Raw genomic sequence first — 15,271 nt, forward strand, 5'->3', positions numbered from 1 at the left:
CGCAAAATTACATTACTTGAGGGGAATTACCTTAAAAAAAGGGAACCATTAACGACAATATTATATTATCAAATAAAAAGATGAGTTTACATACAAATACGGAAGAACTATATACTCGCTATAATTCATTGAATAATGTTGAGCTCTCAAGAGAACACTTTCAGACTTTATTTATCTATTTTCCATGTTTATTAATTGTGGCTTCTGACGGTGTGGTAGATGAGGAAGAATGGGTTTTTGTGAAATACCTGGCAAAGTTTATGGCCGAAGGATATAAAAACTCATTGACTAGAACAGAATTGGAAAACTTACAAAAGGTCTATTACAATGAACTAGAATATCTTGTCAATAATTTGGATCAATGGAAGGATCCCTTTCTAGATACACTCAGAAGTTATTTAGATCAAAATGATGATGAAAAGGATGATATTTTAGATATTCTACATCTATTTGCTGATGCTTCTGATGGTGTCAGTGATGATGAGGAAGAAGCGATTGAAGAAATTTCAAAACGTTTGAACTTAGAATAAAAAATAAGGGATTGAAACAATGAAGTTCAATCCCTTATTTTTTATATCAAAATTCGATTAGTTTTTAACTAATGTCATTTCTTCAATCAATCGAGGACATTCGCCATATTTATCAACAATAAATAATACATATCGAATATCCACAATGATATTTCTACATTTCACGGGGTCAAACATTAAATCTGACATCGTAGATTCCCAAGTTCTGTCGAAGTTAATACCAATCAACTGACCTTCCGCATTGATTACTGGAGAACCAGAGTTACCACCCGTAGTATGGTTTGAACCTGTAATACAAACCATCATTTTTCCATCTTCCCCGTATTGACCATAATCTTTATTTTTATAAAGATCCATCAATTTTTGAGGAACATAGAACTCATGAGTTTTAGGAACATCCGTTCTTCTTTTTTCAATCACACCTTCAAGAGTAGTGTAATATTTAAACTCAACGCCATCTCTTGGCTCTGAACCTTCAATTTTACCATAAGTAACTCTTAGGGTACTGTTGGCATCAGACCAATATTGCTTAGTTGCACCTTTTACATTGGCAACGTACTCTCTGTTCGGGAATACCTCTTTCAGTGCTTTTACATAAGTACGCATTGATAAGTCGATTTCCTTTCCTAATCGATCGTATTCATCTGCAATTTTGTTACGGTATACATCATTGATTTCTTTACCGATTACAAAAGCAGGATCTTTCGCTACTTTCTTATAGATGTTTTCTTGAGACCCATCTAATACTTTCATTAGTTTTTCCTCACTAGAGAAAATACTTTTCTTGTATACTGTATTGGCCAATTTTTCAAAATCTCCTTTCTCTTTCGCTGTAGCAAATGAAGAAGGTAAGAATGAAGCGTCAATAGCATCAGAATACATTGAAGATGCAGAAATAAAGACTTCTTTGTCTGTTGCTAAATCATAATTCTTATAAAATGCCTTTGCACTGCCTTTTAGTTTTTTTAGTGTCATTGCAAACTCAGGAGTACCTGGTTTCTGTTCTTTCAAGGCTTTAAAACCTAATGAAAAACGAAGAATTTCAGGACCATAATATAACTCCTCAATGTAAAGATCTCTTCCTAATTGATATTTTTCAATTGCTTTGAAGCTCTCTTGGAATTTATCTAATAATCCTTCGTACTCTTTGTTACCCTTTACGGCTTTTGCAAACATTTCCTCTTGCTCATTCTTCTTTTCGATGGCATCAAGTCTTTTCAGTCCTTTACTTTCACCAATCCACTTTTTATAAGCATTCGCTACACGTGCCTTTTTAGCAGAATATTTAATTCTTACAGCATCGTCAGCAGCCATATTTTTGTCATAGATTGCAATTGTTTTCTCACGCATTGCAATTTTGATAGGGTTAGAAGTCTCGACAGTGTATGAAACTCCATCTGATGGTAAATACTGTTTCGTTCTTCCGGGGAATCCATAAACCATTGTAAAATCATCAGGTTTTACACCGCTCAATGAAATTGGGAAGTGGTATTTTGGAGTGTAAGGAACGTTATCTTCTGAGTATTCAGCAGGCTTACCTTCTTTGTCAGCATAGATTCTGAAAATAGAGAAGTCACCAGTATGACGAGGCCATACCCAGTTGTCAGTATCACCACCGTATTTTCCAATTGAAGAAGGAGGAGCAAAAACTAATCGAATGTCTTTGAAAGTCTCCATGATAAACATATAGTATTCATTACCATAGAAGAAAGGCTTAATGATAAAGTCGTAATGCGTTCCTTTTACTGCCGCTTCACCCACTTTTTCAATATTAGCTTGAATAATTTCTTGACGTTTTTCTTCATTCATGCCGTCTTTTACGCCATCAAGAATACTTTTAGTTACATCATCAATTCGTACTACAAAACTAACTGTAAGTCCATTGTTCGGAAGTTCTTCACCAAAAGATTGAGCAGCAAATCCGTCTGTAAGTAAGTCATTTTCAACCGTTGAGTGTGATTGTATTTGTCCATAACCACAATGATGATTCGTCAAGATAAGGCCTTTGTTCGAAACCACTTCACCTGTGCAACCTCTACCAAACCAAACCACAGCATCTTTCATACTGGATTTGTTGACAGAGTAAATGTCTTCCGCTGTTAATTTAAAGCCATTGGCTTGCATGTCGTCTTCATTGAGTTGTTGTAGTAATGAAGGGAGCCACATTCCTTCATGTGCAAAAGAAGATAATGGAGCCAATATACATGCAACCACTAAAAAGTGTATGTATTTTTTCATTTCAATTAAGAATAAGTGTTTATAAAATATGGTTAATCACTATAGCACTGTAGCAATACAGAACAGTAGTATTGAGGCAGTATATTAAGTTAATTTTTTTGTCTTACATGAACAAAAAGTTTAACGAAAAAATTCAATACACTACGAAATGCTTTTCTATCTATTTCTGATGTCTAAAAATAGTGCTATGAAAAAGCCGGAATTGATTATCCAACTCCGGCAAATTTGATATTTTTTGATGACTCTTGAAATGAGTGGAGTCATTTAATTAGTCAATGAAATTAAATATCCTATTCCATCTGATCATTGAAGCGTCAGGATTTCTATCCATAGACATCCATACCATTACAGCTTTACCAATGATGTGATCAGCAGGTACATAACCCCAGTAGCGTGAATCTAGAGAGTTGTGTCTGTTGTCACCCATCATAAAGTAGTAGTTTTGTTGTATGGTATAGGTGTCTTGAACTTGACCATCAATCGATAACTGACCATCTTTGAATACAACATTTTCGTTGTCTTCATATTTAGTGATGATGTCTCTATACTGTGACCAGTTGTCGTTTGTGATTTTTACAACATCACCTTCCTTAGGAATATAAAGAGGACCGAAGTTATCAATACTCCAAACGTTGTTAGGATTTTGAGGGAAAACAGATGGGTCTTCTCTTGCGTAAATTTTCTCTACACTTTCGATGAAATCTAATTTTCTCAATTCCTTCGCCGTATGAAGAGGAAGCATTGCAGAGTAGGTGAATTTACCTTCTGGTCCAGGAATCATTTTCAATCTATAATGTCCTACATTGTTATAATCGTAAGCATAAACATTATATCTTTCTAATGTTCTTTTCCCAATTTGAGTTTTAGAAACTACTCTATATTGTGTTTCACTATCCTCTGGAACTTCCACACGGTTACCGTTAATGAAAACTTCCTGGTTTTTGATCTGAAGAGTGTCACCTGCTATACCAATACATCTTTTGATATAATTGAGTTTCATATCAGAAGGGAAGCCTTCCTCTGCAGGGTAGTTAAATACTACAACATCATTATTTTTGACGTCCGTAAAACCTGGTAATCTAAATTGTGGTAGTTGAATCCAATCTAGGAAAGAAGGAATTTGAGTACCCCAAATAGTCTGGTGAGTTAAAGGAAGTTGGAGTACTGTTTTAGGCGTCCTTGGACCATAATGTACCTTACTTACAAATAGATAGTCACCTACAAGAAGTGATTTTTCCATAGAAGAAGTAGGAATGGTAAACGCCTCAAATGCAGCCCAACGGATTAGTGTTGCCGCAATAACAGCAAAAATCAAAGCGTCGGTCCATTCCTGAACGACACCTTTTTTCTTTTTTTCTTTTTTATTGCTCATTGTTGTTTCTAAGTCAGATTAATTTACAATGCTAGCATGTCTTGCATACCAAAGATACCTTCTTTTTGATGCAACCATTCACCTGCTAATACAGCACCAAGAGCAAAACCCTTTCTTGTGAAAGCAGTGTGTTTGATATCAATTCTATCAATTTCTGAAGTATAAGAAACCTCGTGTGTACCTGGTACTTCTGGTTCTCTTACTGCTTCAATTTCAATACCATTATCAACCGCTTCATCTTCTCCTTGAAGCGTCCATTTGTCAACTCCTTCAAAGTTTTCAATAACACCTTCCGCTAAAGTAATAGCAGTACCAGAAGGAGCATCTAATTTTTGAGTGTGATGAATTTCAACCATTGAAGATTTATATTCAGCGTTGAAAGCACTCATCATTTTGGCTAATTTCTTATTTAATTCAAAGAAAATGTTTACGCCTAAGCTGTAATTGGAAGCATAGAAGAAAGCGGTTTTATTTTCTTTAGTTGTTGTTTCTACTACTTCTTTTTGCTCTAACCAACCTGTAGTACCAGAAACAACTCTGATTCCTTTATCCAGGCATTTTTTGATATTAGCATACGCGGCACTTGGTTGCGTAAACTCAATAGCAACATCTACTGAAGTAGGATCAATAGTGTCCAAGTCAGAAGCATTGTCTTTATCAATAATACCGGCAATATTATGTCCTCTTTCTTTTAATATTTGTTCAATGGTTTGACCCATTTTGCCATATCCAATTAATAGAAAATTCATTTGTTATTTTATTTTGAACTTAATTTTAAAGATACCGTCATTCCTACTGCAGGAAGTCCAGTGTAAGGATCTGCTATCGCTGCAGGTTTCACTTTCATTGATAGATCCTCACTGATATCATAGTATTTTAAATGTTGGTCAACTGCTGCATCTAATGCCCCTAATAGATACCACATACATGATAATATAATCATGAAGTCACGGTCTCTTCTGAAATTATCTCTTCGCTGACGCAAGTTGTCAACCGATAAGTTTTGATAGATTTCAGGGATCAGATGATCGTTTGTTGGGTCTGCATCTGCTTTGTAAGCAAGCCAGTGTCCCGTTTCAACCATATTATTATGATTGAATTGTACGAAGTAAATAAAAACAGTCATACCACCATAAAGCAATGGTAATTTCCAAAGCTTGCGATTGTAAATCTGTCCTAAACCAGGTACTGCAATAGTATAAAAAGAAGCTTTTGTCGGCTCAGTAATGTATTTGTACTGTGTCTTTTTTTCCTTCTTTCTTGCTTTTTGGTCAATATGGTTAGGTATTGCAGAAATAGAACTCAAAGAATCCAACGATTTTTGATTCCGTTCTTCTGCTGTTAATCCATCATCTCCTTCAGTGGACTCTTCTTTCTGAGGTATTGTTTGAGTAATCCCTTTAGAAGCACTGAAGAAAATAAAAAATGATGTGATGAATATAAAAGCGATATGTACGCACTTGTTGAGCATTAGTGAGTTTTTAAAATATCTAAGATGCGATTGAGGTCTTCTATGGATTGATAAGGTATTTTAATTTCTCCCTTACCATCATCTGCATTCTTTATTTTAATTTGAGTACCAAAATGTGTAGACAGATCTCTTTGTAAACGGCTGAATTCAAAATCAAGAGGTTCTTTCTTTGATTTCGCCTTAGCACTTAGAGGATCTTTCCCTTGGATGATATCTCTTACTAGGTTTTCAGTTTTTCGAACAGAAAGTTCACTTTTAACAACAGTATCATACAACGCTAATTGTACTTCAATGCTGTTTACATTAACCAAAGCTCTAGCATGACCCATTGAAATAACACCTTTTCTTAATCCGCTTTGGATCTCAGGTGGTAATTTTAATAATCTAAGGTAATTGGCAACCGTAGACCTTTTTTTTCCAACTCTATCACCTAGTTCTTCTTGCTTCAATTCACATTCGGCAATCAAACGTTGATAAGAGATTGCAACTTCAATAGGGTTTAAGTCTTCCCTTTGAATGTTCTCAATCAATGCCATCTCTAGCATTTGAGTATCATTGGCTCCTTTTATATAAGCAGGGATTTTTTCTAATCCTGCCATTTTTGAAGCTCTCCAACGACGCTCTCCAGAAATGATTTGATATTGTTGGTCTGTAAGTTTTCTTACAGTAATTGGTTGAATAATGCCTTGTACTCGAATTGAATCCGCTAATTCTTTTAATGCTTCGTCTTGAAATTCTAAACGTGGCTGAAAAGGATTTCTTTCAACATAGTCAATAGAAATCTCATCAAGTTTTTCCACTACAGTAATATTTGTAGGTTGACTTTCAACCTCTTTTTGTGCAGTAGGTGTACTTGTTTCTGTTTTATTACTTTCACCAAGTATGGCACCAAGTCCTTTACCAAGTGCTTTTCTTTTTTTTAAGGTCTTTTTTTCAGAGTTGTCCGGCATATTCTATTTTCGCCAATATCAAAGGTTATAAAAATTTATTGTACCTAATTTTAGGTTAGGCTTTAACGGGTATATTATTTTTTGTGAGTATTTCTTGCGCCAAGTTCAAGTAACAAACAGCTCCTTTGCTAACGGCATCATGAGCAATAACAGGAACGCCAAAACTTGGAGCTTCACTTAATTTAATATTTCTTGGAATAATAACATCAAATACCAGGTCGTTTAAGTGTTTTTTCACTTCTTCAACTACTTGGTTCGATAAACGTAAACGTGTATCGTACATCGTCATCAAAATACCTTCAATTAAAAGATTTGGATTTAATCTTGATTGAATCAATTTGACAGTATTTAATAATTTATCCAAACCTTCAAGAGCATAAAACTCACATTGTACAGGCACAATTACAGAGTCAGCAGCAGTAAGTGCATTGACTGTAATTAAACCTAATGAAGGTGAACAATCAATAATGATGAAATCATAAGAGTCTTTGATCTTCTCTAATGCTTTCAGCATTCTTGTTTCTCTATCTTCAATATCGATCATTTCGATTTCAGCACCTACCAAATCAATATGAGAGGGGATGATATCTAAATAATCATATTCTGAATTTATAATAATATCACTAACATTGATGTCTTCCACCATGCAGTTATAGATACTTTTTCTCTCTTCTTTGGGGTCAAGATTCAGTCCTGAAGTTGAGTTTGCTTGTGGATCGGCATCTACCAAAAGAGTATTATATTCCATTGCTGCAAAACTTGCGGCAAGGTTGACTGCAGTTGTTGTTTTACCAACACCACCTTTTTGATTGGCTACAGCGATTATTTTTCCCATGAATATCTCTTTCTAAATTTTGTTTGTCTACAAATATAGTTTTAATTCATACACATTTAAAAAAAGTCACTATTTTATTCAAAGTGTATGAAATTCATAACCTTTATTTGAAAAATATTGTAAATATCGGGGCAAAACGTACTTTAAATTCTTTTCTGCTTTTATACTATCATGGAAAACGATGATAGACCCATTTTCTGTATTTTTAATAGCCGCTTTTAAACAACTTTCTTTTTTATAATTCTTATTGTAGTCTCTCGTCAAGACATGCCACATGATAATTTCATAATCGACTAAAAGTTGATGCATCATTTTTTTTCCTACTTGACCATGAGGAGGCCTAAAGAGCGGTTTTTCTGATTCAACACTGTATAGTGGATTACTTTTCATGATTGTATCACATTCCTTTACATTTTGTAAGTAAGTAGATAAACTTTTTTTCCAATACTGTAAATGATTGAAGGTGTGATTGCCTACTTTATGTCCCTGTTCTAGTACTTGCTGATATACTTCGGGGTGTTTACGGATATTATCCCCAACGCAGAAGAATGTTGCTTTTGCATTATATTTTTTGAGCTCATCTAACACCCAAGGGGTGATTTCTGGTATAGGACCATCATCAAATGTTAGATATAATATAGGAGAGGTAGTAGCCTCCTTTTTCCAGACTAGACTTGGGAAAATTTTATTTCTAAAAATACTACCTACTTTTTGAATCATATGACAACACTTTTAGTGCATTTTTTACAAATATAATAGATATGAAAAATGATTAGGAATAATATTTATAACATAGCTTTAATTTATTAAAATCAATGTTTCAACTATGAAATTAAAGAAAAAAACAGTTTAGACTTCGTAATTATTTATAAAAACTAATCCTTCATTCGTATATATATTTGCAAAATAAAAGGTAAGGTCTTTATATTTGATGTAAACAATGATCGAAAATGTTGAAGAAAACGCAAAATATCGTCCTTATTATTATTAATACTATTGTCGTCCTTCTCAAAGGAAGATAATGGCAGGATCTTATATTGCATAAATCATAATAAAGAACGGCCATTGTCAAGACTAATAAATTCTGACAGTGGTTTTTTTATTGCTCAAACATTTTAGTCATTTAATTAAAGTAGTTAGGTAACCAATAAAGTCTTCTGCCATGTTGAAATATTATGACAAAGATACGGTGATTTTCCATAATGGAGAATTCGTGAAAGCTGAAGAGGCAAAGGCTGATTTATTTTCTCAGTCATTGCACTATGGTAATGGTGTTTTTGATGCTGTAAGGGCTTATGATACAGCATTAGGACCGCATATTTTTAAAGCAAAAGAACACTACACACGTTTCTTAGAGGCCGCAAAAACAATGCACCTCGACCTGCCTTATAGTGTAGATGAACTGGTTGGGATTACTTATCAACTACTTGAAGAAAACGGTTTTACTGATGCATATGTTAGGCCATTAGTATATGCAAGTGCCAATATGGATTTAACACCTACCAAAACGCATAACTTATTCATTGCAGCTTGGAGATGGGATAAATTCTTAGGAAAAGACTTATTAGATATTACAATATCAAAATATACACGTCCTAGTCCTTATTCATTTAATGTAGAAGCTAAAATTTCTGGACACTATATTAACAGTATAGTATCTATTGCAGAAGCAAAAGACAGAGGTTTTGACGATGCTTTATTATTAGATGTAGAAGGATATGTAGCAGAAGGAACAGGAGCCAACTTCTTCTTTGAAAAAGGAGGCAAACTTTATACTTCTCAAAAAGGACACATCTATCCAGGAATTACAAGAAATGTGGTTTTCGGAATTGCTAAAAGCTTAGGCGTTGAAGTAGTAGAAGGACAATTCAAACCGGAAGATTTAAAAGATATCGACGGAGCGTTCTTTACTGGTACTGCAGCCCAGATTACGGGTATTAGCAGTATTGATCGTCAGCCAATGAAAAAGAACTGGGAAGATACAATTGGTTGTGAAGTGTTTGAGAAATACAGACAGTTCGTAACACAAAGTGAGTACGATAACTACTCCATCATTTAATGTACTAATCAGACAAACTAATAGATATTAAAAGATTATGGCAGAGATGTTAAACAAGCATAGCCGCACAATTACTCAAGACGATACACAGCCTGCAGCTCAGGCCATGTTATATGGTATCGGTTTAACTGAGGAGGATATGAACAAGCCTCAAATCGGTATTGCTAGTACTGGATATGAGGGCAACACATGTAACATGCACTTGAACGGATTGGCTGCTGAAGTCAAAGTCGGTGTTCAAAAGTCAGACATGGTGGGCTTGATTTTCAATACGATTGGAGTAAGTGACGGTATTACGAACGGTACTATCGGTATGCGTTACTCTCTTCCTTCAAGAGATATCATTGCTGATTCAGTAGAGACTGTAACAAACGGACAATTCTACGATGGTTTAATTACTGTAGTAGGTTGTGATAAAAATATGCCAGGTGCCATGATGGCAATGTGTCGTGTCAACCGTCCAACAATCATGTTGTATGGTGGTACTATTGCATCAGGATGCTGGAAAAAGAAAAAATTGAACATTGTATCTGCTTTTGAAGCATTAGGTGAAAAAATCGCCGGTACAATTTCAGATGAAGATTATAAAGGAGTAATCAAAAATGCTATTCCTGGCGCTGGTGCTTGTGGTGGTATGTATACTGCTAACACTATGGCTTCAGCGATTGAGGCAATGGGTATGAGTTTACCTTACTCTTCATCGAACCCTGCAGTAAGTCAAAACAAAAAAGACGAGTGTCAGAACTTAGGTCCTGCTATTCGTAACCTTTTGGAGTTAGACTTAAAACCATCAGATATCTTAACAAAAGCATCTTTTGAAAACGCATTGGCTGTAATTATGGCTTTAGGTGGATCAACAAACGCTACATTGCACATGTTGGCTATCGCGAAGGCAGCAGATGTTGAGTTGACATTAGATGATATTCAAAGAGTTTCTGATAAAGTACCATTCTTCGCAGACTTGAAACCTTCAGGTAAATACTTGATGGAAGATGTATTTGCAGTAGGTGGTATCCCTGCAGTAATGAAAACATTATTGAACTGGGGCTTATTAGACGGTTCTTGTATGACAGTTACTGGTAAGACAATTGCTGAAAACTTAGCAGATGTTGATCCACTAGGTAGCGATCAAGACTTAATGAGACCAAAAGACAATCCAATCAAATCAACTGGTCACTTACAAATCCTTTACGGTAACTTGGCAACAGAAGGTTCTGTAGCGAAGATCACTGGTAAAGAAGGTGAGAAATTCGTAGGTCCTGCAAAAGTATTCAACGATGAGTTTGCTGTGATTGAAGGTATTTCTAACGGTGAAGTGAGTAAAGGTGAAGTAGTTGTGATCCGTTACGAAGGTCCAAAAGGTGGTCCTGGTATGCCGGAGATGTTAAAGCCAACTTCAGCAATTATGGGTGCAGGTCTTGGCAAAGACGTAGCCTTGATTACTGACGGACGTTTCTCAGGTGGTACTCACGGTTTCGTAGTAGGACACATCACACCTGAAGCAGCGGTTGGTGGTAACTTAGCATTAGTAGAAGATGGAGATATCATCACAATTGATGCCGTTACTAACAAAATCGAAGTAGCAGTTTCTGACGAGGAATTGGCAGAAAGAAGAAAGGCATGGGTTGCACCAGAGCCTAAGTTTAAGAAAGGAATCTTATATAAATATATAAAAACAGTTTCTTCAGCATCTGAGGGATGTGTTACTGATGAATTTTAATCAGTAATAAGAGAAGTACAAAATTGTTTCAATATGAGTACAGCGACAAAAGAAATGGCCAAAGAAGCAAAGACAGTAGGTCAAAAACCACAAAGAGTAACGGGAGCAGAGGCAGTGTTAATGGCACTTGTTGAGGAAGGAGTTGATACACTCTTTGGTTACCCAGGTGGAGCGATTATGCCAGTGTATGATAAGCTCTATCATTATGAGGACAAGTTAAACCACATTCTTGTACGTCACGAGCAGGGTGCTGCTCATGCTGCACAAGGATATTCTCGAGTCAATCATAAAGTGGGTGTCTGTGTTGCAACTTCTGGTCCAGGAGCGACAAACTTGATTACAGGTCTTGCAGATGCAATGATTGATTCTACTCCTATGGTAGCTATCACAGGTCAAGTAGCTTCTCATTTGTTAGGAACTGATGCATTCCAAGAGACAGATGTTGTAGGTATTTCTACTCCAGTAACGAAGTGGAATTACCAAGTAACAAAAGCATCTGAAATTCCTGAAGCGATTGCAAAGGCTTTCTACATTGCAAAAAGTGGTCGTCCAGGTCCTGTATTGATTGATATTACAAAGGATGCTCAATTTGAAGAGGTTGACTTTGAATATAAACCTTGTACAAAAGTACGTAGTTATAAGCCAGTACCAGTTGCTTCTGAAGAATCAATTGAAGCTGCAGCTGATTTAATCAACAAGGCGAAAAAACCATATATCTTGGTAGGTCATGGTGTAATGCTTTCTAAAGCTGAAAATGAGTTACTCGCTTTCGCTGAAAAAGCAGGAATTCCAATGGCATCAACGCTATTAGGTTTGTCAGCTGTTCCTCATGATCACCCACTATATGTTGGTTATTTAGGAATGCACGGTAATTACGGACCGAATATCAAAACAAACGAGTGTGATCTTTTGATCGCTGTAGGTATGCGTTTTGACGATCGTGTTACAGGTGATTTGTCAAGATATGCAAAACAAGCAAAAGTAATTCACATTGAAATTGATCCATCAGAGATCGATAAAAATGTAAAAGCAGACGTAGCTGTCATTTCAGATGCTAAAGCTGCTTTAGAAAGAATTACTCCTAAGTTGAAAGAAGCGAAACATGAAGAATGGTTAGCTGAATTCCACGCTTGTGATGAAATCGAACAGAAAGAAGTAAAAGATTATGCATTAGGTTCTTCTACTGAAAAAGTGAAGATGTCTGAGGTAATCAAAATGCTTTCTGATAAAACAAAAGGTGAGGCGGTAGTTGTTACTGATGTAGGACAACATCAAATGGAAGCCTCTCGCTATTATGAATTCAAGCGTACAGATAGTATTGTAAGTTCTGGTGGTTTGGGAACTATGGGATTCGCTCTACCTGCGGCATTAGGAGCGGCAATGGGAGCACCTGACAGAACAGTCGTTTCTATTTCTGGAGATGGCGGTTACCAAATGACAGTACAAGAATTAGGGACAATATTCCAATATAAAATCCCTGTAAAGATTCTAGTACTTAATAATAGTTTCCTTGGAATGGTACGTCAATGGCAAGAATTATTCTTCGATAGTCGTTACTCATTCACTGAAATGGTAAATCCAGATTTTGTGAAGTTAGCGGAGTCGTATTACATCAAAGCTGACAAAGCAGAGACAAGAGAATCTTTAAGTGATAAAATGGACGAATGGTTAAATGCTGAAGGACCATGTTTCTTGGAAGTAGTTGTGGAAAAAGAATCAAACGTTTTCCCAATGATCCAAACAGGTGCCGCAGTTTCAGATGTTCGTTTGAAGTAAAAAAATAAGATTATGGAAAAGCAAAGATTCACATTATCCATTTTTACAGAGAACGTAGTAGGTTTAACGAACCGTATCTCCATCATCTTCACAAGAAGAAAAATCAATATTGAAAGCTTAACTACTTCGGCTTCGGAGATTGAGCACGTTCACCGTTTTACGATTGTATTCTATTCAGATTGTAAAGAATCAGCGGAAAAGGTAGCGAAGCAAATCGAAAAGCAAATTGATGTGGTGCGTTGTTTCCTTTATGAAGACAGCGAAACGATCTATCAAGAGGTAGCTTTATATAAAGTAGCAGTTGATAACCTTAAAGATTCAGATATGGTCGAGGAGATCGTAAGAAAGAATCATGCAAGAATATTAGCAGCAAAAGCAGACTTCCTAGTGATTGAGAAAACAGGTCACGAAGAAGAAACACACGCTTTGTATGAAGAGCTAAAACCTTATGGTTTAATGCAATTTGGTCGTTCAGGACGTATTTCATTATCAAAAGAACGTCAGGAGATCAGTAGCTTACTTGCAGAATATGATCAAGAGGATGTAATGGTGTAAGGTTGGATAACCTTTCAAAAAAAGAACTGCAAATAATAGTAATTATGACAGAGTTGAATTTTAGAGGAGTAGTTGAAAGCGTAGTAAAGCGTGAAAAATTTCCTTTGAAACAAACTCAAGAAGTTCTAAAATTCCTCTATCAGTAGATATATTTGAAGGGATAGTTTCGGCTATCCCTTTTTACTTTTTAAATGGATAATAAGTACTAAGCATTTTAAATACTTAAATCTATTTTATTAAAAACTTCCGCCCTTATCAAAGGGAAATATCATGGCAGAAACAGAAGAATTGGTAGGTTTACCGAGTGTGGAATCTATCGTAAAAGCACATAGAAAATTAAAGGATGTTGTTACTAGAACACCTTTAATGAGAAATATGAACTTGTCTGAAAGATATCAGGCTGATATTTGGTTGAAGAGAGAAGATCTTCAGGTTGTACGCTCTTACAAGTTGAGAGGTGCTTACAACAAGATTTCATCTTTATCGATTGATGAGCAGAAGAAAGGTATTGTGTGTGCGAGTGCAGGCAATCATGCTCAAGGTGTAGCTTATTCTTGTAAAGTGCTAGGTATTCATGGTGTGATTTATATGCCAGCCCCAACACCCAACCAGAAAGTAAGTCAGGTAAGAATGTGGGGGAAAGATATGGTGGAAGTAGTATTGATAGGTGATACTTTCGATGACGCGTATGCTGCGGCAATGCAACGTTGTGAGGAAGAAGGACGAGTATTTATCCATCCTTTTGATGATCCTAAAGTAATAGAAGGTCAAGGTACGGTAGGACTTGAGATCTTAGAAGACGCTAAGGACGATATAGATTACCTTGTAATGCCAATTGGTGGTGGTGGACTGTCTTCTGGTGTAGGAAGCTACTTCAAGCAAATCAGCCCTAGTACAAAGCTGATAGGAGTAGAACCTGAAGGTGCTCCGGCTATGAAGGTGTCTATAGACAAAGATGAAGTGGTAACATTACCTAAAATTGAGAAATTTGTGGATGGTGCTGCTGTAAAAAGAGTAGGAGATAACACTTTTAAAATCGCTAAGCAGTTTTTAGAAGATGTTGTTTTAGTTCCTGAAGGAAAAGTATGTTCGACTATTTTGCGTCTGTACAACGAAGATGCCATTGTAGTAGAGCCTGCAGGTGCTTTGTCGATTTCAGCTTTGGATGCTATCAAAGATGAAATAAAAGGAAAGAGAGTTGTGTGTGTAGTAAGTGGATCTAATAATGATATCGGTCGTATGGAAGAGATCAAGGAACGTTCTCTTTTATATGAAGGATATAAACATTATTTCATGGTAAGATTTCCTCAAAGAGCAGGTGCTTTAAGAGAATTTTTGGCTGAAGTTTTAGGTCCAAATGACGATATTGTTCACTTTGAATACACGAAAAAAGTGAACAGAGAGAAGGCTCCAGCCATCGTTGGGATTGAAGTTAAGTACCCTTCAGACTTCGATAGTTTGACAGAACGCATGACCCAAGGAGGGTATAAATTTGAGCTTCTCAACGAAAATCAAGATATGTTCAACTTTTTGATATGATTTTGTGATTTATCTTGTTGTTGTAAATCAGAGTATTATGGTTTTGTTAAGATAAAATTACAATTTTAATACCCAATATAGTTTGGATTATCCAAATCAAGGGTGCATATTTGCATCGCTTTTAAGAAAAACGCATCTTAAAAAGCGACCTGGAGCAGTAGTTCAGTTGGTTAGAATACCTGCCTGTCACGCAGGGGGTCGCGGGTTCGAGTCCCGTCTGTTCCGC

Annotated in this window: 13 protein-coding genes and 1 tRNA gene; 7 read left to right on the forward strand and 7 right to left on the reverse strand. The window is 36.0% G+C overall.

Translation table 11 applies throughout. The annotated features are described in order from the left end of the window. Positions 1 to 80: 80 nt before the first annotated feature. A complete protein-coding gene (locus tag IC221_RS19350; RefSeq protein ID WP_188170543.1) occupies positions 81 to 530 on the forward strand; it encodes a hypothetical protein in 450 nt (149 codons plus the stop codon). Positions 531 to 587: 57 nt separating this feature from the next. On the opposite strand, the gene IC221_RS19355 is transcribed toward IC221_RS19350, so the two are convergent. The 7 genes from IC221_RS19355 to IC221_RS19385 all read right to left on the reverse strand — a co-directional run bounded on the left by IC221_RS19355 (position 588) and on the right by IC221_RS19385 (position 8,116). Then, on the reverse strand, positions 588 to 2,768 hold the full coding sequence (locus IC221_RS19355; RefSeq protein ID WP_188170544.1) for a S46 family peptidase: 2,181 nt from the start codon (positions 2,766 to 2,768) through the stop codon (positions 588 to 590). A gap of 268 nt (positions 2,769 to 3,036) precedes the next feature. Next, on the reverse strand, positions 3,037 to 4,140 hold the full coding sequence (lepB, locus tag IC221_RS19360) for a signal peptidase I (RefSeq protein ID WP_188170545.1): 1,104 nt from the start codon (positions 4,138 to 4,140) through the stop codon (positions 3,037 to 3,039). Between the two features lie 23 nt (positions 4,141 to 4,163). Further along, the gene (gene dapB, locus IC221_RS19365; RefSeq protein WP_188170546.1) at positions 4,164 to 4,889 is read right to left on the reverse strand and encodes a 4-hydroxy-tetrahydrodipicolinate reductase; all 726 of its coding nucleotides are present in this window, start codon (positions 4,887 to 4,889) and stop codon (positions 4,164 to 4,166) included. Positions 4,890 to 4,897: 8 nt separating this feature from the next. Next, entirely contained in the window at positions 4,898 to 5,611 is a 714-nt protein-coding gene (locus tag IC221_RS19370; protein WP_188170547.1) for a DUF5683 domain-containing protein, read from the reverse strand. Next, positions 5,611 to 6,561: a ParB/RepB/Spo0J family partition protein gene (locus IC221_RS19375; protein ID WP_188170548.1), complete on the reverse strand. Its 951-nt coding sequence runs from the start codon at positions 6,559 to 6,561 to the stop codon at positions 5,611 to 5,613. Before IC221_RS19375 ends, IC221_RS19370 begins: the two co-directional genes overlap by 1 nt. Positions 6,562 to 6,616: 55 nt before the next feature. Then, complete coding sequence (locus IC221_RS19380; protein WP_044201265.1) at positions 6,617 to 7,396, reverse strand: ParA family protein; 780 nt, start codon at positions 7,394 to 7,396, stop codon at positions 6,617 to 6,619. A 78-nt stretch (positions 7,397 to 7,474) separates the two neighbouring features. Beyond that, the gene (locus tag IC221_RS19385) at positions 7,475 to 8,116 is read right to left on the reverse strand and encodes a polysaccharide deacetylase family protein (protein WP_188170549.1); all 642 of its coding nucleotides are present in this window, start codon (positions 8,114 to 8,116) and stop codon (positions 7,475 to 7,477) included. Positions 8,117 to 8,558: 442 nt separating this feature from the next. Between IC221_RS19385 and IC221_RS19390 the strand changes: the two genes are divergently transcribed. The 6 genes from IC221_RS19390 to IC221_RS19415 all read left to right on the forward strand — a co-directional run bounded on the left by IC221_RS19390 (position 8,559) and on the right by IC221_RS19415 (position 15,270). Further along, positions 8,559 to 9,455 (forward strand): branched-chain amino acid transaminase, encoded by an 897-nt coding sequence (locus tag IC221_RS19390; RefSeq protein WP_044201268.1) that lies wholly within the window; start codon positions 8,559 to 8,561, stop codon positions 9,453 to 9,455. 37 nt (positions 9,456 to 9,492) lie between these two features. Continuing rightward, positions 9,493 to 11,175 carry a dihydroxy-acid dehydratase gene (ilvD, locus tag IC221_RS19395; protein WP_188170550.1) on the forward strand — a complete coding sequence of 561 codons (1,683 nt, stop codon included), beginning with the start codon at positions 9,493 to 9,495 and terminating at the stop codon, positions 11,173 to 11,175. Positions 11,176 to 11,208: 33 nt separating this feature from the next. Further along, complete coding sequence (ilvB, locus tag IC221_RS19400; protein ID WP_188170551.1) at positions 11,209 to 12,951, forward strand: biosynthetic-type acetolactate synthase large subunit; 1,743 nt, start codon at positions 11,209 to 11,211, stop codon at positions 12,949 to 12,951. A gap of 12 nt (positions 12,952 to 12,963) precedes the next feature. Next, a complete protein-coding gene (ilvN, locus tag IC221_RS19405) occupies positions 12,964 to 13,506 on the forward strand; it encodes an acetolactate synthase small subunit (RefSeq protein ID WP_188170552.1) in 543 nt (180 codons plus the stop codon). Positions 13,507 to 13,776: 270 nt separating this feature from the next. Further along, on the forward strand, positions 13,777 to 15,045 hold the full coding sequence (ilvA, locus tag IC221_RS19410) for a threonine ammonia-lyase (RefSeq protein ID WP_188170553.1): 1,269 nt from the start codon (positions 13,777 to 13,779) through the stop codon (positions 15,043 to 15,045). A gap of 151 nt (positions 15,046 to 15,196) precedes the next feature. Continuing rightward, positions 15,197 to 15,270 (forward strand) — tRNA-Asp (locus IC221_RS19415). Position 15,271: the final 1 nt, after the last annotated feature.

The organism is Flammeovirga sp. EKP202 (assembly GCF_014534745.1).
In the GTDB taxonomy this organism is placed as follows: domain Bacteria; phylum Bacteroidota; class Bacteroidia; order Cytophagales; family Flammeovirgaceae; genus Flammeovirga.